Source organism: Pimelobacter sp. 30-1, assembly GCF_018831735.1.
Taxonomy (GTDB): domain Bacteria; phylum Actinomycetota; class Actinomycetes; order Propionibacteriales; family Nocardioidaceae; genus Nocardioides.
In genome coordinates this window covers 18193-41802 of record NZ_NHTS01000005.1, presented here as the reverse complement: position 1 = coordinate 41802, position 23610 = coordinate 18193, and the positions used below count along the sequence as shown (strand labels likewise).

Genomic DNA, 23610 nt, shown 5'->3' with positions numbered 1-23610 from the left:
CCGCGTCGCGCGTCCTCACCCCCTCCGGTGGATCACTTGGCGGAGATGCCCGCCACGATGTCCTGGGCCTTCTTGGCGGTCTCGGGCGAGAGCTTCGCGGAGCCGGCGAAGTCGGCCGCCTCGGCCTGGCCCTCGTCGGAGACGATGTACTCGAGGTAGCCCTTGACGTTGTCCGCCTCGGCCTTGTCGTCGTACTTCTCGCAGGCGATGAGGTAGGACAGCAGGATGACCGGGTAGGCACCGGCCTCGGTGGTGGTGCGGTCGACGTCCACGGCGATGTCGGTGGCGTCACGGCCCTCGACGACCGGCGAGACCGCGACGGTCTGGGCGGCGCCCTCGGGCGACGGCGCGACGTACGCGTCGCCGACCTTGACCGAGACGTGGCTCAGGTCGCCGGTCTGGCTGGCGTCGGCGTAGCCGATGACGCCCTCGGTGTCGGTGATCGACTTGACCACGCCCGAGGTGCCCTCGGCGGAGAGGCCGCCGGAGACCGGGAACGCGTCCTCGGCCTCGTACTTCCACGCCTCCGGAGCGACCTTGTTGAGGTAGTCGGTGAAGTTCTTGGTGGTGCCCGAGTCGTCGGAGCGGTGCACGGGCGTGATCTTGAGGTCGGGGAGGTCCACGCCGTCGTTCTGAGCGGCGATGGCCGGGTCGTTCCACTTGGTGATCTTGTTGTCGAAGATCTTGGCGAGCGTGTCCGCGTCGAGCTTGAGGTCGTCGACGCCCGGGAGGTTGTAGGCGATCGCGATCGAGGAGATGTAGGCGGGGATCTCGATGATGTTGCCGCCGCAGCGCTCCTTGGCCTTGGTGAGCTCCTCGTCCTTGATGTAGGAGTCCGAGCCGGCGAACGAGAGCGCCTTGCTGATGAACTGGCTGCGACCGTCGGTCGAGCCGAGCAGGCTGTAGTCGATGGTCAGGCCGGTGTTCTTGCCCTGGAACGCGGTCTTCCAGGCCTCCTGGGCCTTCTCCTGCGACGTGGCGCCGCCACCCTTGAGCGTGCCGCTGAGGCCCGCGGAGTCGGTGTTGTCGTCGCCCGAGCCGGACTCGTTCGAGGCACCGCAGGCGCTCATGAGCAGGGCCAGAGCAGCGACACCGGGCACCGCGGCGCGGCGGATGGTCTTGAGGTTCAAGGAACTTGCCTCTCAGAGGTGAGGGGCCTTCTCGATCCGCCCCTCGATGCGTACTGGACGCTGGAGAAGTTAGGCAGCGTCGGTAACGCAACTCCCCGGCGGATCTGAACGCATGGTGAACAGCAGCGGTCGGGGTGGGGATCGGGCGTGGCGCCGGTCTCAACCGGACGCGCCGGTGGCCCCGGACCACAGGGGTCCGGGGCCACCGGTGCTGCCGGAGGAGGCGGTCCTCCGGTGCCGCTACCTCTTGATCTTGACCTTCACCACCGTCGTCGCGGCCTCGCTGGTGGCGCTGCCCGCCGCGGTGACCCGGATCTTGTAGGTGCCGGGCTTCGTCAGCCGCGGCGTGGTCCAGGTCGCGGTGCCGGAGGACGTCAGCCGCACGGTGACGACCTTGACGACCTTCGTGCCCCGGCGCACCTCGATCCGGACGGTCGCGCCGCGCTGGCCCGCACTCGCCACGCCGACCGTGACCTTGGCCTTCTTCGCCTTCTTGGCGGCCTTGACCACCCTGGCCTTCGCCTGGACCACCGTGACGGCCTTGGCCACCGTCAGCACGGCGGTGCCGGTCGAGGTGAGGACCGCGGCGTCACCGGCGTAGGTGGCGGTGAGGGTGCGCGGCCCGACCGGACCCGTGGCGTGGAAGGCGATCGTCGCCCGGCCACCCACCAGGGTCGCCCGGCCGACCTCGACACCGTCGGCCGCGAGGACCACGTCGCCCGAGGGGACCGCCGTACCGGAGGCGGGGGTCACGGTGACCACCGCGCTCGCCCGGGAGCCGACCTTGACCGCGGCGGGCGACAGCGTGACCTTCGTGGTGCTGGCCACGGCCGGGTCGGCCTTGGCCGGGACCACGGCGGTGCTGGACTCCTCGACATTGCCCGCGACGTCGACGCCGCGGTACTCGACCACGGTCTCGGCGTTGCCGACCACGACCGGCGCGGTGTACGCCGCGAAGGCTCCCGTACCGATCCGGTACTCGATCCGGTCGAGCCCGGACAGGGCGTCGGCCGAGCGGAGGGTGACCTTGCGGGTCGCCTGGTCGACCTTGGCGTTGGAGACCGGGGCCGAGGCGTCGAGGGCGACCTCGCCGACGACCGGCTCCGAGACGTTGCCGGCCGCGTCGCGGGCCCGGACCTGGTAGGCCCAGCGACCGTCCTCGGAGAACACCACCGGCGCCGTGTACGCCGTCCAGTCCCCGCTGCCGAGCTTGACCTCGAGCACCGGCGCCGGGTCCTGCGCGTCGGTCGCGGTCGCGGTCACCGTCGTGGCGGCGGTCTGCCACCCGGTCGCGCCGGCCTCCGGCGCCTCGACGGCGGACACCTCGGGCGCCGTCTCGTCGAGCGGCTGGGGGTGGGTCTTGAAGGCGTCCACGATCATGTAGCTGCCGGTCTTCTTGGTCCCGGTGATCGTGTGCTTGCCCGGCTCGAGTCCGGTCACCGAGAGCACGGTCTTCTGGTGGACCCGGGAGCCGTTCTGGAACGACTGGGTCTTGTAGAAGGCCCCGTCGATCTTGATCTCGACATCGCCCAGGTCCGAGTTCACCTGCGAGATGACGTCGATCCCGGTGCCGTAGAAGTCCAGCGACCAGCTGTCACCGGTGTTCTGGGTGGCGTCGATGTCGTCGAGGTAGGCGCTCGCACCGCCGGCGGCCGCACCCCGCCACAGCCAGTGCTCGCTGCTGCCCGCGCCATCGGTGTAGACGACACCGGCCGTGTTGTTGAGGAGCTCGGGCGCGAGCGTCTTGGTGAGCTCGACCGTGACGTCGGTCGAGGCCCGGCGGACGCCGAGCGTGAGCGAGGCGCCCGGAGCGAGCGCGTTGTAGGTGCGCCAGAAGGTGTTGCGCTGCGTGGTCACCTCGACGCCGTTGATCGTGCGGATCAGGTCGTTGGTCTGGAGCCCGCCCTTGCCGGCGTCGCTCGTGGCCGGCACGGTGCTGAGCTTGACGCCCTTGAAGTCCGCGATGGCGTACGCCGACTGCTCGGCCTTGGTGCCGATCTGGGTGAGGTCGGCGCCCATCCACTTCTCGACCACCAGGTCCCGGGCCGGGACCTCGGGGTCCTCGTTGGCGCCGAGCACCGCCTTGGGCGGCAGCGCCGCACCGGGCGCCCCGAAGGTCATCGGGAAGTTCTGGTAGCCCAGCGCCAGGGCCGGCGAGTCGGCCGCGAGCGTGAAGTCGTACCGGTCGATCGCGTCGGCGTGGGCGAGCTTGGGGTCGGCGACCGCGGAGTCCCGGTCGTAGCCCGCGGCGTACCAGCCGGTGGCGGTGTTGATCGTGCTGCCGTCGGCGGAGAGCTGCTGGTTACTGCCCTGGCTCACGATGACGGGCTTGCCGGCGTTCCAGTAGAGGTTCTTGGCGACCTGGTACTGCGCGGCGGCGTAGTCGGGCTGGCAGCAGTTCTTCCACGGCGTGCTGCCGTAGGTGACGTTGTTCTCGATGACGTCACCACCGGGCATGTAGCTGACCTGCTCGAAGGTGGAGCCGTTGAGCAGCAGGTTGTTGCGCACCGTGCGGTCGAAGCCGTCGCGCAGCTTGATGCCGCCCTTGAGCAGCAGGTTGTTGGTCAGCTCGAACTGGGAGGAGCCGTCGTCGAGGTCGATGGCCCAGTCCCCGTCGTGCCAGAACCGGTTGTGGTCGATCTTGATCGGCCGGATCGTGTCGAGCTTGGCCATCTCCCGCGCCTGGACGGCGGTCAGCGGGCCGCCGGTGTTGCCCATGAAGGTCACGCCGCTGGCCAGGCTCGCGAACGCCGTGGCGCTCGCGCCGGTCTTCCAGAACCGGCTGCGGCCCCACGCGTTGATCGAGCCGTTGTCGCCGCTGCCCTTGACGCAGTCGAAGATGTCGTTGTCCTCGATGACGTGGCCGCCCCAGGTCGTGTCGGAGAAGTTCAGGCAGGCCCGCGGGCTGTCGGAGAGGCTGTTGCCCTTGACGGTCACGTCGAGCGCGGTGCCGATGTTGATCGACGACGTCTGCTTCTCGTAGTGACCGTTGTTGGCCATGTCGTTGCCCTGGATCAGGATGTTCCGGGGGTAGTTCTCCGACTTCGGGCCGGTGCCCAGGTCGTCGATGGGCGGCGTGGTGAAGTAATTGCCGGCGTAGTTGCGCACGGCGTCCGGCAGGCCCACGACGTGGACGTCGGTGCCGCCGGAGTTGCGGAACCGGCTGTCGAGGATCTTGTTGCCGTCGTTGTAGCCGCTCATGAAGACGGCATTGCTGCCCAGGTCGGTGAACGACGACCTCGTCACCGTGATGTCCTCGGCGTTCTGCAGGAAGATCGCGCCCTTGCGCACGACCGACCAGTCACCGCGCGAGATGCCCTCGAACGTGTTGCCGGGGCCGAACATCGTGCGGTGGGTGCGCTGGAAGTCCAGGTTGTCGAAGGTGACGTGGGCGACCGGGTCGGCCGCGCTGGCGCCCTCGACCGTCACGAGCTGCTCGAGCTCGCCGGTCTCGACCGTGGCCGTGGAGAGGTCCACGCCCGCGGCGGGCTTGTAGTAGAGCCGGTGCTCGTCCTTGTCGAGGAACCACTCCCCCGCGGTGTCGAGCTCCTCCTTGATGTTCTCGACCATCACCACGCCGCTGTTGGCCGGCTGGGTCGGGTTGCAGTCCTGAGGGCGGTTGTTGTCGCCGATGTACTTCAGGTCCAGCGCGTCGTCGGTGCGGCCGGTGATCGTGAACGAGACGCTGCCCCAGTCGTGGCAGTGCATCCCGCGGACGTAGCCCGTGGTCGGCTTGCTCCAGCCGGCCGACCGGGCGTTGAGCGTGCTGAGCGAGGTGGAGCCGTCGAGCCGGGGGGCGGACTCGTTGAAGTTCGGGTAGCGCGCCATCACCTGGCGCTGACCGCCGACGAACAGCTCGTCGAAGTCGATGGCGTCGGGCACCGAGGTCACCATCACCGACGGGTCGCCGGCGCTCGGCGTCCAGGCCGACGACAGCGCCCGGCCACCGGAGATGCGGACGCCGTCGCCGGTGCCCTTCCAGGTGACCGGCGCCTGCGCCGTACCGGAGTCCTGGGTGGTCAGCGCGAGGGGCTCACTGAGGTAGTAGTCGCCGGGCGCGATCTCGACGGTGATCGGTGCGTCGGCACCCGGCAGCGCCGCGCGGACCAGCTGCTGGGCCCGCTGGAGCGTGGCCACCGGGCTCCCGCTCGCGCCCGTGTTGGCGTCGTCGCCGGTGCTCGCCACCTGGATCACGACCGGCCCCGCCGCCTGCGCCGGCACGACCGCCGCGAGCGAGACCGCCGTCGCGGACACGGCTGCCGCGGCCAGGAACCGGACCTGCCGGCGGCGTACGCCGACTCTTGTCCTGCTTGTGATGCTCACCACACCTACCCCTTTGAAGATCGGATGTCTATTGCCCTGTGACCCGACTCACAGGCGCACGCTAACACCGGGAATGGCGATCTGCCACCACAAACATCCGATATCTGGGCTACGGGCAGCACGCAGCGCCGCCCCCGGCCACGCGTCTGCCGGGATGCGTCGGGGTGCGTGCCGTCAGCGCGGCCGGTGTCGCTCCACCGCGACGACCCGGCCCTTGCGCACGTGCAGGACGAGCATCTCGGCCGGCGCCAGCGGGGCGTCCGGGGCGAGCTCGACGCCGGCGGCATCGAGGACCAGCGGGAGGACGGGGCGGTGGGTGCACAGGACGGCGTTCTCGGCCGCGGACGGCGGGCCGTCGGGGTCGAGGAGGTCGTGGACGAGCTTGGTGACCGGGCGCGGGGCGGCGTTCTCCTCGGTCAGCCGGGGGCGCAGGTCGAAGGCGTAGCCGGCGGTCTCGGCGTAGGGCCGGACGGTCTGGACGCAGCGGGTGCTGGTCGAGGTGACCACCCGGGTCACGCCGTACGCCGCGAGGAGGGGGACCAGGCGGTCGGCCTCGGCCTCGCCGACCTTGAGCAGCGTGCGGCCGGCGTCCGGACCGCGCCAGGCCGCGCGGGAGCGGGCCTGGGCGTGGCGCAGGACGACGACCGCGTGGGTCTTGCGGCGGACCCGGAGGGCGTCGGCGAGCGTCTCCCGGTCGCGGTCGTAGGACAGCCGCTCGGGGGCCTCGTCGACGGGCACCCAGGCGACCTGGTCGATCTCCTCGTTCGGCCGGTACGACGACACGTCGTCGTCCCCGACCACCCGGCCGGTCCAGTAGTGCACCGTCTTGCTCCGCCGGGCGACCGGGTAGCGCTGGGTCGGCAGCGGCGGGCCGAGCCGGACGTGGACGCCGGTCTCCTCGGCGACCTCGCGCACCGCGGTGGCGGTGGGGTGCTCGCCGCGGTCGAGCTTGCCCTTGGGGAACGACCAGTCGTCGTACTTGGGGCGGTGCACGAGCAGCACCTCACGACCTGGACGGAATGCGACCACGCCGGCAGCGAGGATGTCGGGCACGGGCCTAGGGTATGCAACCGTGACGCCTCGCCGCTGGATGGTCCTGGTCGTGGCGGTGGCCGTGCTCGCCGCCGCTGCCGTGGTGGTGGTCTGGCGGCTGCGCGGCGAGGACCCGAGCCGGTTCTCCGCGGCGCTCGCGCTGGCGCCGGCGTCGACCGAGCGCTACAGCTGGACCGACTGGGCCGGCGTCCGTGACGAGCTCGGTCTGGACCTGTCGGTCGACTCCACGCCCGACGAGGTCACCGACCTCCTCGACCAGGCCTACGACCACGACCTCGTGCAGATGACCGCGCTCGACCAGTCCGCCCCGAACATCCAGCGCGCGCTGGGCTTCTCCCCCGCGAGCATCGACTGGGAGCTGTTCACCCAGGGCCGCGACGGTGCGCTGGTGATCATGGGCCTGCCCGCGTCGTACGACATCGGCCGGCTGCGCGAGCAGCTGCGCTCCGCGGGCTTCGCCGAGCCCAAGGAGGCCGACGGCGTCTGGGAGGGCGGGGTGGACCTGCTCGAGCGGCTGGGCGGCTCGATCACGCCCGAGCTGGCCGCGCTCCAGATCGACGAGGAGGACCACCTGCTCGTCGGCAGCGACGACGCCGCCTTCCTCGCCCAGCGCACCGACCTGGCCCGCGGCGACGAGGACGACGCGGTGGCCGAGGCCGTCGCGGCGACCGGGCCGGCGCTGAGCGCGGCCGCCTACACCGGCGACCAGGCGTGCTCCGCGCTCGCCATGTCCGCGGCCGATCCGGCCGACCAGGGCCGGGCGAGCGAGCTGATCAAGGCGGCCGGTGAGGTGCACCCCATCGCCGGCTACGCCTCGGCGGCGCTGCCGGGCGGCGACGTCCGGGTGGCGATGGCGTTCGAGACCGAGGACCAGGCCCGGACCGACGCCGACACCCGCTCCCGGCTCGCGGCCGGGCCGGCGCCGGGCCAGGGCGGGAGCTTCCCCGACCGGTTCCGGCTGGGCAAGGTGGTCGCCTCGGGCTCGGTGCTGACCATGGAGCTGCACCCGCTCGCGGGCACCTTCGTGCTCTCGGACCTGACCAGCGGTCCGGTGCTCTTCGCGACCTGCTGAGCCGGTCCGGCCGGGCAGGCGGAACGGGCCGGTCGCCGCGGGGCGAGGCTAGGCGAGGACTAGACCAGGCCGACGCCGAGGATGCGGTCGATCTCCTCGGTCGTGAGGCGCTCGTCGGAGGAGCTGGCGGCGATGATGAGGTTCGTCGTCAGCTCGACCTCGACGAGCAGGTCGCCGTCCTCGAGGGTCACGTCGAACTGATCTGCCATGCGCCCCTCCCTTCAGGCCCCTACCCCGGCCAGCACATCGATCCGCCTCCATCCTCCCCCCAACCGGAGCGGGCAAACCCTAAAGTTCCGGAAAAATTCGTGAGGCCCCGCCGGGCGTACCGGCGGGGCCTCACGGAAGACGCGTGGTCTCCTCGATCAGCGCGGATCAGAGGGGACGGACGTTCTCCGCCTGGGGGCCCTTGGGGCCCTGGGTGACGTCGAACTCGACCTTCTGGTTGTCCTCGAGCGACTTGTAGCCGTTGGACTGGATGGCGGAGTAGTGGACGAACACGTCGTCACCGCCACCGTCCTGCTCGATGAAGCCGAAGCCCTTCTCGGCGCTGAACCACTTCACGGTGCCCTGAGCCATGCGCTCATTACTCCTTGTGTCGGGGCGAGAGCCGCCACCTCGACGGCCCGCAGCGGCTGCGATGACACGTCGCACCGACCGTGATGAGCCCACCACAAACCAGGTACGCCGTCGGCCACAGACTCCGCAGGCGTTCACCTTCGAGAACTGCAGCCGCTGCGAAGTCGACCCTACCAATCCGAAGCGACAGCGGAACCTCCTCGCCGACAGGAAGTTCGGTTCGATCATGAAGGTTCTGCGTCCCACCGATGACGCCGCGGAAAACCCCGCCCTGGGCCGCTCCCTGAGTCAGGAACGGGTGGTCAGCACGTAGCCGGCGTACCCCGTGTCGCGGGCCTCGTCGCACAGCCGGCGGTAGTTGCCGAAGCCGCCGATGTAGGGCATGAAGGTGCGCTTCTTGCCCTCGATGTTGGCGCCCATGTACCAGGACGCGGCCTTGACGAAGAGCGTCCCCTCGGCGACCTCGCCGAGGTGGTCGGTCCACTTCTCGGCGGCGTCGCGGCGCGGCTCGGCCTGGTCGATCCCGTGCTCGCGGCAGTAGGCGATGAGGTCCATGCCCCAGTCGACCTGCTGCTCGGTGTGGGTGGACATGTTGGCCAGCACCGACGGGCTGCCCGGGCCGTTGAGCGTGATCAGGTTGGGGAACCCGGCCACGCCCAGCCCGAGGTACGTCGTGGGCCCGGCCGCCCACTCGTCGGCGAGGACCGCGCCCCGCGCGCCCCGCAGGTCGATCGAGGTGAGCGCGCCGGTGAGCGCGTCGAAGCCGGTGGCGAACACCAGCACGTCCAGCTCGTACGACGCGTCGGCGGTCTTGATCCCCCACGTGGTGACCTGCTCGATCGGGTCCCGGCGCAGGTTGACCAGCTCGACGTCGTCGCGGTTGTACATCTCGTAGTAGCCGGTGTCCGTGACGATCCGCTTGGTGCCGATCGGGTGGTCGGTCGGGATCAGGTCGGTCGCAACCTGCGGGTCGGCCACGATCCCCCGGATCTTGGCCTCGGCGAACTCCCGCGCGTAGTCGTTGGCGACCAGGTCGCTGCTCTGGTCGGGGAAGGTCTTGGCGAACAGGACGCCGCCCTCCTGCCAGCGCGCCTCGAACGCGCGCTCGCGCTCCTCGGGGCTGACCTCGGTCGCCTTCTGCGCGTGGGTGGTGCTCAGCGAGCCGGCCGGGGCGTAGCGCGAGGCCTCGCGGCGCTCGGGATAGGTCTCCTGGATCTCGCGCTGCTCGTCCTCGGTCAGCGGCCGGTTCCGGGCCGGCACCGTGTAGTTGGCGCTGCGCTGGAAGACGGTGAGCGACTGGGCCTGCTCGGCCAGGAGCGGCGCGGCCTGGATGCCCGACGAGCCGGTGCCGATGAGGCCGACCCGCTTGCCGGTCAGGTCGACCGGCTCCTCGGGCCACTGCGCGGTGAAGAGCTGGGTGCCGGCGAAGTCGTCGATGCCCGGCAGGTCGGGCCGGTGCGGCGCGGAGAGGCAGCCGGTCGCCATCATCACGAAGCGGGCCCGGTGCTCGGTGCCGTCGTCCAGGGTCGCGGTCCAGGTCGAGGCCTGCTCGTCGAAGCGGGCCGCGCTCACCCGGCGGCCGAAGGTGAAGTGCCGGCGCAGGTCGTAGCGGTCGGCGACGTGGTCGAGGTACGCGCGGATCTCGGGCTGGGTCGCGAACCGCTCGGTCCAGCGCCAGTCCTTCTCGAGCTCGCGGTCGAAGGAGTAGGAGTAGTCGACGCTCTCGACGTCGCACCGCGCACCCGGGTAGCGGTTCCAGTACCAGGTGCCGCCCACGCTGTCGCCGGCCTCGACGCCGACCACGTCGAGCCCCTGCTCGAGGGCCCGGTACATCGCGTAGATGCCGGCCAGGCCGGCGCCGACGACGAGGAGGTCGCGGACGGGGGTGTCGTTCGGTGCGTTCATCGAGGGGTCTCCCGGGTGGTTCGGTCGAGCAGCGTGCGCAGGTCGGCGTAGAGCAGCTCGCGCGCGGAGTCTCCGGCGCGCAGCGTGAGGAAGGTCAGGGTGCCGTGGAAGAGGCCGGGATAGGTCCGGGCGACGACCGGCACCCCGGCGGCGGCCAGCCGGGCTGCGTAGGCCTGGCCCTCGTCGCGCAGCGGGTCCGCGGCGGTGATGGCGATGATCGCCGGGGCCAGGCCGGCATGGTCGGCGGCGCGCGCCGGCGCGACCAGCTCGGGCGGCTCCGGCAGCCGGCGCTCGGGCCCGAGGTACTGGTCCCAGTACCACTCCATGGTGGCCCGCGTGTTGAACCAGCCCTCGGCGTACAGGTCGTAGCTCGGGGTGTCGCAGGCCGGGTCGATGACCGGGCCCAGCAGCGCCTGGCCGGCCAGGACCGGCCCGCCGCGGTCGCGGGTCATCAGGGCGACGACGGCGGCGAGGTTGCCGCCCGCGCTGTCGCCGGCGACGACCACCCGGGCCGGGTCGGTGCCGAGCTCGTCGTGGCGCTCGTTCGCCCAGAGCAGGGCGGCGTAGCCGTCCTCGGCGGCGGTCGGCGCGGGGTGCTCGGGGGCGAGGCGGTAGTCGACCGAGACGACGACCGCGTCGACGCCGCGGGCGAGCTGGCGGCAGAAGCCGTCGTGGCTCTCGAGGTCGCAGAAGACGAAGCCGCCGCCGTGCAGGAAGACCACGAGCGGACGGCGTACGTCATCGGCGCCGTGCGGCCGGTAGACCCGGGCGCCGATCGTGCCGCCGGCGACCGGGATGGTCACGTCCTCGGCGGAGCGGACGTCGTCGAGGTTGGCCGGCGGGACCTGCCGGGCCCGGGTCGCGGCACGCGCCTCGGCGCCGGTCATGGTGGCCACCGGGGGGAAGCCCTCGTTGAGCGCCGCCAGGAAGCCGGCGACCTCGGGGTCGAGCTGGTCGATCATGTCGCGAAGGTAGGCAGCGGCCCCGCCTCGCGGGGCCGCTGATGCCACTGTGCGGAACCGACATATTCCTATTCGAAATAGGTGCCGCCCGCCGGTCGGTCAGAGCGAGGTGAACCCGCCGTCGGCCACGAACTCCGAGCCGGTGCTGTAGCTGGACTCCTCGGAGACCAGGAAGAGGACGAGCGCGCCGATCTCGGACGGGTCCGCGGCGCGCGCCAGCGGCTGGGTCTTGACCTGCTCGTGGGAGCGGCTGGAGCTCGCGGTCATCTCCGAGGCGACGATCCCGGGGTGCACCGAGTTGACCCGGATCCCGTCCGGGCCGAGCTCCTGGGCCGCCGTCTTGGTCATCCCGCGCACGGCCCACTTCGAGGCGACGTACCCGAGGATCCGGGAGTAGGCGACGAGCCCGCCGGTCGAGGAGATGTTGACGATCGAGCCGCCGCCCCCGCGCCGCATCGACCCGATCACCGCCTTCATGCCGAGGAAGACGCCGACCTGGTTGACGTCGATGACGCGGCGGTAGTCGGCCTCGCTGAGCGTCTCGATCGGGTCGACGTGCACGATGCCGGCGTTGTTGACCAGCCCCCAGACCGGCCCGAACCGCTCCTCGGCCGCGGCGACCGCCTGCTGCCAGCCCTCCTCGCTGGTCACGTCGAGCGGCACGTACGCCGTGCGCTCCCCCAGCTCGGCGACCAGCGCGGTCGCATCGTCCGCGAGGACGTCGGCGACCACCACGAGGGCGCCCTCGGCGACGAGCGAGCGGACGCACGCGGCGCCGATGCCGCGGGCGCCGCCGGTGACGATGACGACCCGGCCGGCGACGCGGCCGGTCGGGATCGAGGTCGGGGACGGGGACGGGTGCTGGGTCGTGGTCATGGGCCCAATGAAGCGGCCCCGACGCCGGGCCGGGCCCGAGGTGCCGGTCAGCGGCACCCGCACCCCCGCACACTGGAGCCCATGACCTATGCGGCGCAGCCGGCGTGGCGCGCGATCCAGGAGCACCTCCCCGAGCCCTACCGGCTCACGCCTGAGACCGAGCCGGCCGAGGAGTGGTGGGAGCCGGAGGGGCCCGGCGGGCACCGGATCCACCTCGACACCTACCGCGCTCCGGACGCGCCGCTCAAGGTGATCCTCTTCCACGGCGTCGGCACCAACGGCCGCCAGATGACCACGATCCTGGGCCGCCCGCTGGCCGAGCGCGGGTACGAGACGATCGCGGTCGACATGCCGACGTACGGCGTCACGGAGGTCGCGCCCGGCACCACCGTGACCTACGCCGACTGGGTCCGGCTGGGTGTCGACCTGGTCGCCGCCGAGCGGGCCCGGGACGACCGGCCGATCGTGCTCTACGGCCTGTCCGCGGGCGGCATGGAGACCTTCCACGTCGCGGCGCAGGCGCCGCCGGGCAGCGGGATCGCCGGGATCGTCGGGATGACCTTCCTCGACCAGGACTCGCTGCGGGTGCGGGTCGCGACCGCCTTCGACCCGGTCACCGGGCTGCTCGGCCGTCCGCTCATGGCGCTGCTGGCGCGCACGCCGCTGCGCCGGGTCCGGGTGCCGATGCGCTGGGTGAGCAAGATGCGCACCCTGGTCAACGACCGCGCGGCCAAGCGGGCGGCGTACGCCGACCGGAGCTCGGCGGGCAACCTGGTCTCGGTCGCCTTCCTCGACTCCTACCTGAGCCACCGCCCGGCCGTGGCACCCGAGGACTTCGACGTCTGCCCGGTGCTGCTCACCCAGCCCGCCGCCGATCGGTGGACGCCGCTCGCGCTGTCGACGCCGTTCCTGTCGCGGATCACGAAGGTGCCGGTCACCACGGTGCTGCTCGACGGCGCCGGGCACTACCCGATCGAGCAGCCCGGCCTGGACCAGATGGTCGAGGCGATCGCCGGGTTCTGCGCCGAGCGGGCCCGCGCGGAGCGGCGCTGAGGACTCAGACCAGCCGGTCGACGTAGGCGACGACCCGGTTGAACAGCGCAGTGACGCCGCTCGGGGCGGTGGTCCGCGGAGCCGGGCTCTCGGCGAGCTCGTAGAGCAGCGGCTGGGCCGCCAGGACGCCGGCGTCGGCCGCGACCGACGCGGCGACGCGGGCCGCGTCGCGGACCGCGACGGGGTCGACGGTCCACACCGCCTCGAAGACCCGCTCCCGGTCGGGGACCGTGCTCTGGCCCGGCAGCTCCCAGGCCGAGAGGCACGCGGTCGCGTCGAAGGCGTCGCACACCACGGCCCACTCGCGCCGCATCGGCGCCCGCGGGCCGAGCGCGGCGCGCACCGGCCCGTCGGCGTCCTCGGCGCCGCCGTCCCAGTGGTCGGCGAAGACCACCGCCGAGCGGGCGACCCGGGCCAGCTCGTGCCAGCGCGGAGCCGACGGGGCGTAGAACTCCGGGCGCTGGAACGCCCCGAACAGCACCGGGCGCTCGGCGACGGCGCAGCACTCGTCCTCGATCGCCCACGACAGCGCGATCAGCGTCGACTTGCGCAGCCGGTGGGGCGCGAGCGCGGGGTGCCGGCGCCGCAGCTCGGCGAACACCGACGGGCTCTCGGGCGGCGTGGTCGCGGCGGCCTCGGCGATCGCGACCTCGAGCCGGATGCCGGCGTCCTTGCGCCGCAGCACCTGGCGCACGAGGTCGACGTCGGTCTCGGCGTAGCGCCGGTGCCCGCTGGCCAGCCGGCGCGGGACCGGGAAGCCGTGCCGGCTCTCCCACATCCGCAGCACCGCCGGGCTGACGCCCGAGCGCCGGGCGAGGTCGCCGATCGTCAGGTCGCCCCCGACGGCCGGGGGTTGCGCCGACTCGGTGCCCTGGTCCATGCTCACACCATAAACCTAAACAACTTGCTGAAGTATCTGTTTAAGTTGAGGAGGCGACGATGAGCGGCACCCGGACCGGTCCGTGCCCGACCGAGCTGCGCCTGCTCCTCGGCCGGGCGGCGGCCGGCGACGGCGCGTCGTTCGCCCGCCTGTACGACCTCACCTGCGACCTCGTGTGGCGCCTCGAGCTGTGCCGGCACCGCGACCCCGTCGCCGCCGAGGAGGCCGTGCGCCGCCGGTACGCCGCCGCCTGGCGCCACGCGGCGGCCCAGCCTCGCTCGGGCCGCTCGCCCCAGGCCTGGCTGCTGAGCCTCGACCCGGCGGCAGCGTCGTGACCGGCGGCCTGACCGGCCCCGCGCACGGCCCGGTCCTCGTCACCGGCGGCACCGGCTTCGTCGGGCGCCGCCTGGTGCGCGCGCTCGCCGCGCAGGAGGCGGGCGTCCGGGTGATGACGCGCCACCCCGACCGGTACGACGGCCCCGGCACCCCCGTCTTCGGCGACGTGTCCGACCCGGACTCGCTCGACGCCGCGCTGGAGGGCTGCCGCGCGGCGTACTACCTGGTGCACGCGCTCGGGCACGCGGACTTCGCCGCCCGGGACGCCGCGGCGGCCACGGCCTTCGGCGAGCGGGCGGGCGCGGCCGGGCTGGCCCAGCTCGTCTACCTCGGCGGCCTGGGCGACGACCACGACGACCTGTCCGCGCACCTGCGCAGCCGGCGCGAGGTCGAGGAGCTGCTCACCCGCGGCGGCGTACCGGTGACGGTGCTGCGGGCCGGCATCATCGTCGGCCACGGCGGCATCTCCTGGGAGATCACCCGCCAGCTGGTCGAGCACCTGCCCGCGATGGTCACCCCGCGCTGGGTCCGGACCCGGACCCAGCCGATCGCGATCGCCGACGTCGTGCGCTACCTGCTCGGCGTCCTGGACCACCCCGACGCCCGGCGCCGGACCTTCGAGATCGGCGGGCCCGACGTCCTGGCCTATGCCGACATGCTCTCCCGGGTCGCCGCGCTGGAGGGCCGGCGGCTGCCGATCGTCCCGGTGCCGCTGCTGAGCCCGGCGCTGTCCTCGCGCTGGCTGGCGCTGGTCACCGACGTCGACGTACGGGCCGGGCGCAACCTCGTCGACTCGATGGTCAACGAGGTCGTCGTCACGGACCCGGGCATCCGCGACGTCGTACCGTTCCCGACGACGGGCTACGACGACGCGGTGCGCGCCGCCCTCGCCGAGCGCCGGGCCGAGCGCCGGGCCGGACGGCGGGGCGAGCGATGACCCGGCGCCGCGACCGGCTGCTGCCGATGCCGCTCACCCACGTCACCCGGAACGCGCCGGTGGAGCCCGCCGCCACCCGGACCCGCCGGCGCCGGGTCGCCGCGGCCACCGCCGTCGCGGGCGCGGGACTCCTCGGCGCCTCGCTCTCCACCCCACCCGGCTCCCGCGCGTTCTACCTCTCGACCGCCGCCGTCGCGGGCGTGTGGACCGCCGGCGGCCTCGCCTCGGGACCGCTGCACCTGGGCTGGATCGAGAACCGCGACGCCACCCTGCGCCGTCCCGTCCTGACCCCGCTGGCCACCGGCGTCGGCGCGTTCGGGCTCTTCTACGGCGCCGCCCTCGTCGCCCGCCGGGTCCCCGTCCTCGACGAGGCCGTCCGCCGGGTCCTGCGCTTCGCCGACGACGGCGCCGGCCCCGCGGTGCTCGCCACCACGCTGGCCAACGGCGCCGCCGAGGAGATCTTCTTCCGCGGCGCCCTCTACGCCGCCCTCGGCGAGCACCACCCGGTCGCCGCGTCGACCGCCGTGTACGCCCTGGCCACCACCACGACCCGCAACCCCGCGCTGGTCCTGGCCGCGGGGGCGATGGGCACCCTCTTCGCGCTCCAGCGCCGGGCCTCCGGCGGCCTGCAGGCGCCGGTCATCACGCACCTGACCTGGTCCACGCTCATGGTGCGCTTCCTGCCCCCGCTGTTCCGGGGCGACCGGGGCCACACCGCGGCCGAGCCGCTCGCTAGGCTCGTCCCGGGCCGTTAGCTCAGTTGGTAGAGCACCGGACTTTTAATCCGAGTGTCGCGGGTTCGAGCCCCGCACGGCCTACCAGGACCGGTCGCTGCCCGCGCTCAGGCGCGGGCGGCGCACTCGGCGCAGAGACCGACCAGCTCGACGGTGTGGCTCACCTCGGAGAAGCCGTGCTCGTCGGCGATCGCCTGGGCCCACCGCTCGACCGCGGAGCCGGTGATCTCGACCGTCCGGCCGCACGAGCGGCACACCAGGTGGTGGTGGTGCGAGCTGCTGCACCGGCGGTAGGTCGCCTCGCCGGCCGGGTTGTGCCGGACGTCGACGTCCCCGGCGTCCGCCATCGCCTGCAGGGTCCGGTAGACGGTGGCCAGGCCGACCTTGTCCCCGCCCTGGCGCACGCTGTCGTGGATCTCCTGGGCGCTCTGGAAGTCCGCCGCCGCGGCGAGGGCGTCGGTGATCGCCCGGCGCTGGCGGGTCGGCCGCAGGGAGGGCGGGCGTGCATCGGTGTCGGACACCGGACCTCCTGAGGGGTCGAACCGGACTGGGAATCGCTCTCAATCTACCGGGCTCCCGGAGGGACTAGCCCATCCGGACCATCCGCGGCGGACGTTCGGACCAACGACGGCCGGGACCGCGGCGAGATACCCTGAGCGCCGGGACTGAGGGAAAGGGAGGACTCTGTCGTGGGGAGCAATGACGAGTTCGGACCCGACACGGAGACCATCCGTGCGTGGCTGAACAAGCGTGCGACCTATGCCAAGGACGCCCGGGTGACCTCCGCGCCCCGCGGCGCCGGCGCCGGCGCCGGGGCTGCTCCCGCGCCCGAGCCCCCTGTCGCCGCGCAGCCACCCGAGCCGACGGAGCCGCCGAAGCCCCAGCGGCGCCGGGCCCAGGGGTCCGGTCCCGGCCCCGACAGCAACCAGGCGGGACGCTCGGTGCTCGACGCCCTCGGGGTCGGTACGCCGCCCGAGCCGCCCTCGCGCATCGCCCAGGCCGGCAGCCTCGACAGCACCGACCTCGGCCGGTCCGTGGTCGACGCCCTCCGCACGACCGACGCCCCGGCGCCGAAGCGCTCCCGGCCGGCCGCACCGGCCGCACCGCCGCAGCCCACCGCCGAGCCCGCACCAACACCAGCACCGGCGCCGGCGCCCGTACCGCCGTCCCGCGGGTTCACCGCGACCTCCCCGCCGCCGCGTACCCCCGGCCCCGACGCCCAGCCGCGCCGCGCGGCGCCGACGCCGCGCGGGCCGGTCGAGCCGGCCACGGTCCGGGCGGGGCGCTGGACCGAGCCCGAGGAGCACCGCAACGCACTCAACGCGACGACCGACGCGGACTTCCCCGAGCGCAGCGGCATCCGGCGCACGATGACGATCCTGCTGCTGGTCGTGCTGGCCGGCACCGCGGCCGCGTCGTACGCCGCCGCGACGGCGCCGACCACGGCGACGGTCGGGGTCGCGGCGACCCTCGGCTTCCTGCTGCTGGTCGTGTGGGCGGTGCGGGCGAGCTGCACCACGACCAAGCTCACCATCCGGCGCGGCCAGCTCACCCTCCGGCGCGGCGGCCACACCGAGGTGGTCGAGGTGGGCAGTCCCTACACGCCGATCGCGATCGTGGGCGAGCCCGGGCACCGGCGCTGGACGGTGCTCATCGAGCGCGAGGGCCTGCCGCTGATCGTGGTCACCCGCTCGATGGTCGACCCGTTCTGGTTCACCACGGTGCTCTACCGGCTGCGTCCCGAGCTGCGCCCGGCCCACGCCGTCGCGGCCGACGAGGCCGCGGTCCGGGCCGGCGCGCTCAGGCCGTGATCCAGTAGCGCAGCTTGCCGGCGCGCTCGTCCTCGAACACCCCGCCGCCGGCCTCGATCGTGCGCCGCGACGCCTCGTTGCCGGTGTCGCAGGTGACCAGGACCCGGTCCAGGCCGAGCCCCGCGGCCGCCTGGACGCCGAGCCGCAGCGCGGCCACGGCGTGCCCGCGGCGGCGGGCGGAGGGCTTGACCGAGTAGCCGATGTGCCCACCCTGCTCCAGCAGCCAGTCGTTGAGCGCGTGGCGCAGGTGCAGGAAGCCGACGAGCTCGTCGTCGGGTCCGCCGGTCCCACCCGCGATCCAGAAGTACGTCGACGGCACCCGCGTCCCGTCGATGTCGGCCGGCGCGGTCACCTCGGTCATCGTGACGAACGCCGTGCAGCCGGCCTCGGTCGGCACCGGGTCACCGGAGAGCTGCCAGGTGCCCGAGCCGTGCATCTCGGCGACGAGGTCGAAGTCCTCGACCATCGCGGCCCAGGGCTGCCAGCGGCGTACGTCGGGCTCCACCAGTGCGGTCATCCCCCGATCCCACCACGTCGGAGCAGCCACCCCCGAAACGAGAACTTGTTCTAGTCTGCCCTCATGAACTGGCCCTTCGCCGCCGACGACACGCCCGCCTCCGTGGTCGAGGAGGAGGCCGCCGTGTGGCGTCCGCTCGCCGAGGCCGCGCGCGAGCTCGTCGACCTGTGCGTGATGTCGGACGTCGACGAGGCCGAGGTCCGCGCGGCCCAGGCCGACGTCGAGGCGGCGGTCGCCCGGCTGCGCAAGGTACGCCGGACCCAGACGCTCGGCCAGGAGCACCTCACCGCCGGGCGCCGGCGTCCGTGGGGCAACCCGGTGATCGGGCTGCGCAACCCGATCGCGCCGCCGCTGGAGGTGCACAGCCGCCCCGACGGGCGCGCCGAGACCGACTTCCACTGCGGCGCGGCGTACGAGGGCCCGCCGGGACTGGTCCACGGCGGCGTGGTCGCGCTCATCCTCGACCAGGTGCTGGGCCACTCGGTCGGCGCGGCCGGGCGCCCCGGGATGACCGGGACGCTGACGCTGGTCTACCGGCAGGGCACGCCGCTGGGCGACCTGCGGGTCGAGGCGTGGATCGATCGCGAGGACGGGATCAAGACCTGGGCCAAGGCCCGGATGATCGGCCCCGACGGCGTGACCGCCGAGGCCGAGGGCGTCTTCATCCTCCCCCGCGCCGTGCGCGAGAGCCTCAGCCGCCGACCTTGACGCCGCGCTTGTTCTCGTCACTCAGGCGCGCCTCCTCGGCGGCCTGGGCCTCGAGCTCGGCACGGCGCTGCGACTCGTCGAACTCACCGGGCTGGGAGACCAGGTCCGTGGCGCCGCGCGCGAGCCGCTGGAGCGCCACCCGGGCGAAGATCTGCTGCTCGGTCGAGGTCCGCTCCGAGCGGCCCTTGCCGAGGAACGAGACGGCCCAGCGCAGCACCGCGGTGACCCGGTTCTTGAAGCCGGTCAGGTAGAAGAGGTGGACGACGAGCCACATCAGCCAGGCGAGGATGCCGGTGATCCGCAGCTTGCCGACCATTGCGACCGCGCGGAACCGGCTGATGATCGCCATCGAGCCCTTGTCGAAGTACTTGAACGGCGGCTGCGCGGGCTTGCCCTGGAGCCGGCCGTCGATCTCCTTGGCGGCGTACTTCGCCCCCTGGATCGCGACCTGCGCGACACCCGGGAGGTTGTCGAGCGAGATCATGTCGCCGACCACGAACACCTCGGGGTAGCCCGGGAGCGTGAGGTCGGGGTTGACCGAGATCCGGCCGGCCCGGTCGAGCGGGGCACCGGTCTGGGCGGAGAGCTGCTTGCCGAGCGGGTTGGCCTGGACGCCGGCGGCCCACACCTTGGCCACGGCGTCGATGCGCTTCTCGCTGCCGTCCTTGTACTTGACGGTCAGGCCGCGCTCGTCGACCTGGGAGACCAGCGCGCCGAGCATGACCTCGACCCCGAGCTTCTCCAGGCGCTCCTGGGTCCACTTGCCGAGCTTGGCGCCGAACGGCGGCAGCACCTGGGGCGCCGCGTCGACGAGGATGACGCGCGCGTGGCGCGAGCTGATCGCGCGGAAGTCGCGGGTCAGCGTGCGGTGCGCGAGCTCGGCGATCTGGCCGGCCATCTCGACGCCGGTCGGGCCGGCACCGACGACGACGAACGTGAGCAGGTGGTCGACGTTCTCACCGCGGGCGGCGGCGAGCTCGGCCATCTCGAAGGCGCCGAAGATCCGGCCGCGCAGCTCGAGGGCGTCGTCGATGCTCTTCATGCCGGGCGCGAACTCGGCGAAGTGGTCGTTGCCGAAGTAGGACTGGCCCGCGCCGGCCGCCACGATCAGCGAGTCGTACGGCGTCACGAGCTCGCGGCCCAGGACGTGGGAGGTGATCAGGCGGCTCTCGAGGTCGATGCCGGTGACCTCGCCGAGCAGCACCTGGGCGTTCTTCTGGTTCGCCAGCACCTCGCGCGTCGGGGGCGCGATCTCACCCTCGGAGAGGATGCCGGTGGCCACTTGGTAGAGCAGTGGCTGGAAGAGGTGGTGGGTGGTCTTGGCGATCATCGTGATGTCGACGTTCGCCTTGCGCAGCTGCTTGGTGCCGAAGAGCCCGCCGAACCCGGAGCCGATGACGACCACCTGATGGCGGTCGGACCGGGGGACGATCACGCGATCGGGCAGTTCCGGCTGGGTGTCGCCTGCTGCCATGACTTTCTTCCTCCTGGGCACTTCGGGTGACGACGCTGGCAGGTCCTCTGGAGGCCATTCTTCCGCGTCCGGTCCGCGGGCCCCAATCCGAGGTCGCGGTCTGGTCGGTCACACTGCCCGGGAGCACCCCCGAGGGCTCGTTCCGGCCGTCACCGAACTCGGTCGAGGACGTTGGTTTAGGGGAGTGCACGGCGGGGTATCCCACCCGGGATCGGCACCTCGTCGATCATGGGACCATCCGCGAGACCACGACCCCCACCGGCTGACACACCCAGCGAGGCGCATCCGTGCAGCACCGGCAGACCCTGGACCTGGCCCCCGGGCCACGCATCGTGCACGACGCACGACGCTGGGTGGTCCAGACCTGCGTGCAGATCGGTCGCGACGACGTCGCCGACTGCGCCGAGCTCGCCGTCTCCGAGCTGGTCACCAACGCGGTCCTGCACGGCACCCCGCCGGTGCGCCTGCACCTGAGCGGCACCGCCGACCACCCGCGCTTCGAGGTCCACGACGGCTCCACGATCGCCCCGCAGCCCTCGACCCAGGCCGGCGGCTTCGACATCGACGCCTTCGACCTCGACGCCTTCGACGCCCTCGACGAGGAGCAGCTCGCCGCGCTGACCACGGTCGGGCGCGGCCTCGACATCGTCGCCCGGGCCTCCCTGGCCTGGGGCGCGGAGATCGAGGAGGACGGCAAGGCGGTCTGGTTCGAGCCCTCCGACGAGCTCTCCGAGACCGGCGGCGCGCCGTACCAGCTCACCCACAGCATCCCGCCCCTCGCCGAGGACCACACCCGGGTCGGCGAGGTCGCGGTGCAGATCAACGGCGTCCCGGTCGTCGAGTTCGGCCGCTTCCAGCGCCACTACCGCGACCTGCGCCGCGAGATCCGGCTGCTGGCCCTCGCCCACGAGGACGACTACCCCCTGGCCAAGGTGCTCTCCGAGCACTTCGACGCACTCGAGCGCCCGCTGCGCTCCAACATGGGCCGCGAGCAGGTCGACGGGGCCCACGAGGCCGGCCGCAACGCCGTCGACCTGCGGCTGCGGATGCCACGCGAGGTCGCCCGCCAGATCGGCGGGCTGATCGACCTGCTCGACGCCGCCGACGAGTTCAGCCGGGCGCAGCGACTCCTGACCGCGCCCCGCACCCAGGACCAGCGCGCCTTCCAGATCTGGTTCCTCGGCGAGTTCCGGCGCCAGTCCGTCGGCGCTCCCCCGGTCGCCTGGCAGGGCAGCGCCGGCTCCGGAGCCCCCTCGCGCGCTCTCTAGGATCACCCAGCGTGACCCCTTCTCCGCGCCTGCTCCTGGCGGTCGCCGCGGGCGGAGCGGTCGGCGCGGTCGCCCGGTACGCCGCCACCGAGCTCGTCCACGACGGCTCCGGCTTCCCGTGGACCACCTTCGCGATCAACGTCTCCGGCTCGGCCCTCCTCGCCGCCCTCCTGCTGCTCCCGCTCGCCCGCCGCTCGCCGGTGTGGGCCGCGGCGCTCGGCCCCGGCGTGCTCGGCGGCTACACGACCTTCTCCGCGACCTCCGAGCAGGGCCGGGCCCTGCTCGCGTCCGGGCGCACCGGGCTGGCCCTGGCCTACCTGCTCGGGACGCTCGCCTCGTGCCTGGTCGTCGTCACCCTGGTCGGCCGGCTCGCGCCGCCCCTGCCCGCGGAGGACGAGCGGTGAGCGCGCTCCTCGTGGCGCTCGGCGCCGCCGTCGGCGCTCCGCTGCGCTACTACCTCGGCCAGCGCCTCGACGGCCGCTGGCACCACGGCACGCTCACCGCCAACCTCGTCGCGAGCCTGGTCCTCGGCGCGTGCGTCGGCTGGTCCGTCGACGGCTCGGTGCTCGCGCTGGTCGGCACCGGGTTCTGCGGCGGGCTCTCGACCTACTCCTCGCTCGCGGTGCAGACCCGCGACCTCGGCCCCGCCCGCGGTATGGCATACGCGACGACGACGATCGTGCTCGGCCTGGCCGCCTGCGCGCTGGGGTTCGCGCTCGCTCAGGCGTAGCCGAGGTCGTGCAGCCGGGCGTCGTCGATGCCGAAGTGGTGCGCGACCTCGTGGACGACGGTGATCCGGACCTCGTTGGCGAGGTCCTCCTCGTCGTCGCACATGTCGAGCAGCGGGCCGCGGAACAGGAAGATCCGGTCGGGCAGGTGCGGCAGCAGCGACCCGTCGCGCTCGGTGAGCGCCACGCCGTCGTACAGGCCGAGGAGGTCGTCGGGCTCGCCCTCGGGCGGCTCCTCCTCGACGAGGACCACGACATTGCGGACCAGCCCGGCGAGCTCGTCGGGGATCTCGTCGAGCGCGGTGTCCACCAGCGCGTCGAACTCCTCGGGACTCATCTCGACCGGCACGGGTTCATTGTGCCGGGCGGCCAAATGCAGCAAGCCCGGACCTGGTGGTCCGGGCTTGCTCTCTGCGACCCCGACGGGACTCGAACCCGCGGCCTCCGCCGTGACAGGGCGGCGCGCTAACCAACTGCGCTACGGGGCCTGGCTTGCTTCTCCCTGGCGGGCGAAGCGGATGGAACTCTAACCCATGGCGGTGTGCGGCTCCCAATCGGGACGCACCCCGTACCCCCAACCGGATTCGAACCGGCGTACCCGCCGTGAAAGGGCGGTGTCCTAGGCCGCTAGACGATGGGGGCCCACCGAGGAGGACGGATCCTCCGCAGCCGGGCCAGCATAGTGCCCCTCGGCCGGGGCCCGCGCATCCCCTCGGCTCCCCTCAGCGCGAGGTCGGGGCGCCGTTGGCGGCGTTGGCCGCGGCGATCACCTCGGTGAGCCGGCGATGCAGGGTGAGCAGCTCGGCGACGTCGATGCCGAGGCGCTCGACGATGGCGGGCGGCACCTTCTCGGCCTCGGTGCGCAGGTCCCGCCCGCGCTCGGTCAGGACGACGGCCAGCGCGCGCTCGTCGCGGGGGTCGCGCGCGCGGCGGAGGTAGCCGATCGCCTCGAGCCGCTTGAGCAGCGGCGACAGGGTGCCCGGGTCGAGCTGGAGGAGGCGGCTGAGGTCGGCGACCTTGAGCGGCTCCGATCCCCACAGGGCGAGCATCACGAGGTACTGCGGATGGGTCAGGCCGAGCGGCTCGAGGAGCGGCTTGTAGACCGCGATGACGCTGCGTGAGGCGACCGCGAGCGCGAAGCAGACCTGCTGCTCGAGGGCCAGCGGGTCGTCGATCCCGGCCAGGGGGTGCTCGGTGCCCGGACCGGATTTCTCGTTGCTTGCCACGATCGTTAGTCTAGCAATACTTAGTACCCCAACTATTG

Annotated in this window: 24 protein-coding genes and 3 tRNA genes; 11 read left to right on the top strand and 16 right to left on the bottom strand. The window is 72.8% G+C overall.

The window, feature by feature from the left end; genetic code table 11:
* Nucleotides 1-32 precede the first annotated feature (32 nt).
* From pstS to CCO04_RS29755, 3 genes are all read right to left on the bottom strand, one after another.
* The gene (gene pstS / locus CCO04_RS11560) at nt 33-1130 is read right to left on the bottom strand and encodes a phosphate ABC transporter substrate-binding protein PstS (protein WP_215814296.1); all 1098 of its coding nucleotides are present in this window, start codon (nt 1128-1130) and stop codon (nt 33-35) included.
* 240 nt (nt 1131-1370) lie between these two features.
* On the bottom strand, nt 1371-5453 hold the full coding sequence (locus CCO04_RS29760) for an OmpL47-type beta-barrel domain-containing protein (RefSeq protein WP_215814295.1): 4083 nt from the start codon (nt 5451-5453) through the stop codon (nt 1371-1373).
* Nucleotides 5454-5627: 174 nt separating this feature from the next.
* Nucleotides 5628-6506 (bottom strand): NUDIX hydrolase, encoded by an 879-nt coding sequence (locus tag CCO04_RS29755; protein WP_215814294.1) that lies wholly within the window; start codon nt 6504-6506, stop codon nt 5628-5630.
* 19 nt (nt 6507-6525) lie between these two features.
* Here CCO04_RS29755 and CCO04_RS11545 point away from each other — a divergent pair, with 19 nt between their 5' ends.
* Complete coding sequence (locus CCO04_RS11545; RefSeq protein ID WP_215814293.1) at nt 6526-7578, top strand: hypothetical protein; 1053 nt, start codon at nt 6526-6528, stop codon at nt 7576-7578.
* Between the two features lie 59 nt (nt 7579-7637).
* Here CCO04_RS11545 and CCO04_RS11540 read toward each other — a convergent pair whose 3' ends face one another.
* The 5 genes from CCO04_RS11540 to CCO04_RS11520 form a co-directional block, all read right to left on the bottom strand.
* Nucleotides 7638-7787, bottom strand: coding sequence for a hypothetical protein (locus CCO04_RS11540; RefSeq protein ID WP_215814292.1), 150 nt, complete (start codon nt 7785-7787; stop codon nt 7638-7640).
* Between the two features lie 166 nt (nt 7788-7953).
* On the bottom strand, nt 7954-8157 hold the full coding sequence (locus CCO04_RS11535) for a cold-shock protein (protein WP_215814291.1): 204 nt from the start codon (nt 8155-8157) through the stop codon (nt 7954-7956).
* Between the two features lie 288 nt (nt 8158-8445).
* Complete coding sequence (locus tag CCO04_RS11530; protein WP_215814290.1) at nt 8446-10062, bottom strand: NAD(P)/FAD-dependent oxidoreductase; 1617 nt, start codon at nt 10060-10062, stop codon at nt 8446-8448.
* Nucleotides 10059-11024 (bottom strand): alpha/beta hydrolase, encoded by a 966-nt coding sequence (locus CCO04_RS11525; RefSeq protein ID WP_215814289.1) that lies wholly within the window; start codon nt 11022-11024, stop codon nt 10059-10061. Before CCO04_RS11525 ends, CCO04_RS11530 begins: the two co-directional genes overlap by 4 nt.
* Nucleotides 11025-11123: 99 nt before the next feature.
* A complete protein-coding gene (locus tag CCO04_RS11520; protein WP_215814288.1) occupies nt 11124-11900 on the bottom strand; it encodes a glucose 1-dehydrogenase in 777 nt (258 codons plus the stop codon).
* A gap of 81 nt (nt 11901-11981) precedes the next feature.
* On the opposite strand from CCO04_RS11520, the gene CCO04_RS11515 reads away from it, so the two are divergent.
* Nucleotides 11982-12953: an alpha/beta hydrolase gene (locus tag CCO04_RS11515; RefSeq protein ID WP_215814287.1), complete on the top strand. Its 972-nt coding sequence runs from the start codon at nt 11982-11984 to the stop codon at nt 12951-12953.
* 4 nt (nt 12954-12957) lie between these two features.
* Here CCO04_RS11515 and CCO04_RS11510 read toward each other — a convergent pair whose 3' ends face one another.
* Nucleotides 12958-13833, bottom strand: coding sequence for a DICT sensory domain-containing protein (locus CCO04_RS11510; protein WP_215814286.1), 876 nt, complete (start codon nt 13831-13833; stop codon nt 12958-12960).
* Between the two features lie 59 nt (nt 13834-13892).
* Between CCO04_RS11510 and CCO04_RS11505 the strand changes: the two genes are divergently transcribed.
* The 4 genes from CCO04_RS11505 to CCO04_RS11490 all read left to right on the top strand — a co-directional run bounded on the left by CCO04_RS11505 (nt 13893) and on the right by CCO04_RS11490 (nt 15927).
* Nucleotides 13893-14168: a hypothetical protein gene (locus CCO04_RS11505; protein WP_215814285.1), complete on the top strand. Its 276-nt coding sequence runs from the start codon at nt 13893-13895 to the stop codon at nt 14166-14168.
* Nucleotides 14165-15106, top strand: a complete 942-nt coding sequence (locus tag CCO04_RS11500) for an NAD(P)H-binding protein (protein ID WP_308281183.1) — start codon at nt 14165-14167, stop codon at nt 15104-15106. The genes CCO04_RS11505 and CCO04_RS11500 overlap by 4 nt, the downstream gene beginning before the upstream one ends.
* Nucleotides 15103-15861 (top strand): CPBP family intramembrane glutamic endopeptidase, encoded by a 759-nt coding sequence (locus CCO04_RS11495; protein ID WP_215814284.1) that lies wholly within the window; start codon nt 15103-15105, stop codon nt 15859-15861. The genes CCO04_RS11500 and CCO04_RS11495 overlap by 4 nt, the downstream gene beginning before the upstream one ends.
* A tRNA-Lys gene (locus tag CCO04_RS11490) sits at nt 15852-15927 on the top strand. Before CCO04_RS11495 ends, CCO04_RS11490 begins: the two co-directional genes overlap by 10 nt.
* 20 nt (nt 15928-15947) lie before the next feature.
* Here CCO04_RS11490 and CCO04_RS11485 read toward each other — a convergent pair.
* Nucleotides 15948-16361: a Fur family transcriptional regulator gene (locus CCO04_RS11485; protein WP_308281182.1), complete on the bottom strand. Its 414-nt coding sequence runs from the start codon at nt 16359-16361 to the stop codon at nt 15948-15950.
* A gap of 168 nt (nt 16362-16529) precedes the next feature.
* Here CCO04_RS11485 and CCO04_RS11480 point away from each other — a divergent pair, with 168 nt between their 5' ends.
* Complete coding sequence (locus tag CCO04_RS11480; protein ID WP_215814283.1) at nt 16530-17651, top strand: hypothetical protein; 1122 nt, start codon at nt 16530-16532, stop codon at nt 17649-17651.
* Here CCO04_RS11480 and CCO04_RS11475 read toward each other — a convergent pair.
* Entirely contained in the window at nt 17641-18168 is a 528-nt protein-coding gene (locus CCO04_RS11475; protein WP_215814282.1) for a GNAT family N-acetyltransferase, read from the bottom strand. The genes CCO04_RS11480 and CCO04_RS11475 overlap by 11 nt on opposite strands.
* A gap of 63 nt (nt 18169-18231) precedes the next feature.
* On the opposite strand from CCO04_RS11475, the gene CCO04_RS11470 reads away from it, so the two are divergent.
* Nucleotides 18232-18876: a PaaI family thioesterase gene (locus tag CCO04_RS11470; protein WP_215814281.1), complete on the top strand. Its 645-nt coding sequence runs from the start codon at nt 18232-18234 to the stop codon at nt 18874-18876.
* On the opposite strand, the gene CCO04_RS11465 is transcribed toward CCO04_RS11470, so the two are convergent.
* On the bottom strand, nt 18860-20350 hold the full coding sequence (locus CCO04_RS11465; protein ID WP_215814280.1) for an NAD(P)/FAD-dependent oxidoreductase: 1491 nt from the start codon (nt 20348-20350) through the stop codon (nt 18860-18862). The two genes, CCO04_RS11470 and CCO04_RS11465, sit on opposite strands and share 17 nt — an antisense overlap.
* Before the next feature lie 287 nt (nt 20351-20637).
* Here CCO04_RS11465 and CCO04_RS11460 point away from each other — a divergent pair, with 287 nt between their 5' ends.
* From CCO04_RS11460 to CCO04_RS11450, 3 genes are read left to right on the top strand one after another with little or no spacing between them, the layout of a single operon-like run.
* Nucleotides 20638-21618, top strand: a complete 981-nt coding sequence (locus CCO04_RS11460) for an ATP-binding protein (protein WP_215814279.1) — start codon at nt 20638-20640, stop codon at nt 21616-21618.
* Between the two features lie 11 nt (nt 21619-21629).
* Nucleotides 21630-22022, top strand: coding sequence for a CrcB family protein (locus tag CCO04_RS11455; protein ID WP_215814278.1), 393 nt, complete (start codon nt 21630-21632; stop codon nt 22020-22022).
* Complete coding sequence (locus CCO04_RS11450) at nt 22019-22348, top strand: CrcB family protein (protein ID WP_215814277.1); 330 nt, start codon at nt 22019-22021, stop codon at nt 22346-22348. The genes CCO04_RS11455 and CCO04_RS11450 overlap by 4 nt, the downstream gene beginning before the upstream one ends.
* Here CCO04_RS11450 and CCO04_RS11445 read toward each other — a convergent pair.
* From CCO04_RS11445 to CCO04_RS11430, 4 genes are all read right to left on the bottom strand, one after another.
* Nucleotides 22339-22695 (bottom strand): metallopeptidase family protein, encoded by a 357-nt coding sequence (locus tag CCO04_RS11445; protein ID WP_257752419.1) that lies wholly within the window; start codon nt 22693-22695, stop codon nt 22339-22341. The two genes, CCO04_RS11450 and CCO04_RS11445, sit on opposite strands and share 10 nt — an antisense overlap.
* A 65-nt stretch (nt 22696-22760) precedes the next feature.
* Nucleotides 22761-22834: transfer RNA gene (locus CCO04_RS11440), tRNA-Asp, on the bottom strand.
* Nucleotides 22835-22915: 81 nt separating this feature from the next.
* Nucleotides 22916-22988: transfer RNA gene (locus CCO04_RS11435), tRNA-Glu, on the bottom strand.
* Nucleotides 22989-23068: 80 nt separating this feature from the next.
* Nucleotides 23069-23572 (bottom strand): MarR family transcriptional regulator, encoded by a 504-nt coding sequence (locus tag CCO04_RS11430; protein ID WP_308281181.1) that lies wholly within the window; start codon nt 23570-23572, stop codon nt 23069-23071.
* Nucleotides 23573-23610 lie beyond the last annotated feature (38 nt).